Raw genomic sequence first — 227 nt, 5'->3', positions numbered from 1 at the left:
CCCGCCCCGCTCCGGCTCCTCCAGCCGCGTCCGGGCCCGCCTGGCCCGCCTGGGCGTCCAGCGCTCCAGCCCGTACAACCCGGTGCTCGAACCGCTGCTGCGGATCGTCCGCGGGAACGACCCCAAGGCCGACGTGGCCACCCTGCGCCAGCTGGAGCGCGCCTACCAGGTCGCCGAGCGCTGGCACCGCGGCCAGAAGCGCAAGAGCGGCGACCCGTACATCACCC

The 227-nt window shown here is 75.8% G+C and carries 1 protein-coding gene; it reads left to right on the top strand.

The features are described 5' to 3' along the window. Window positions 1-227 (top strand): hypothetical protein (locus J7E86_RS31235; RefSeq protein ID WP_374223833.1); only part of this gene is annotated, 227 nt, incomplete at both ends.

Source organism: Streptomyces sp. ISL-11 (assembly GCF_018614525.1).
Taxonomy (GTDB): Bacteria; Actinomycetota; Actinomycetes; order Streptomycetales; family Streptomycetaceae; genus Streptomyces.
The sequence above is the reverse complement of the archived record's forward strand: the minus strand, read 5'-3'. Positions and strand labels throughout refer to the sequence as shown.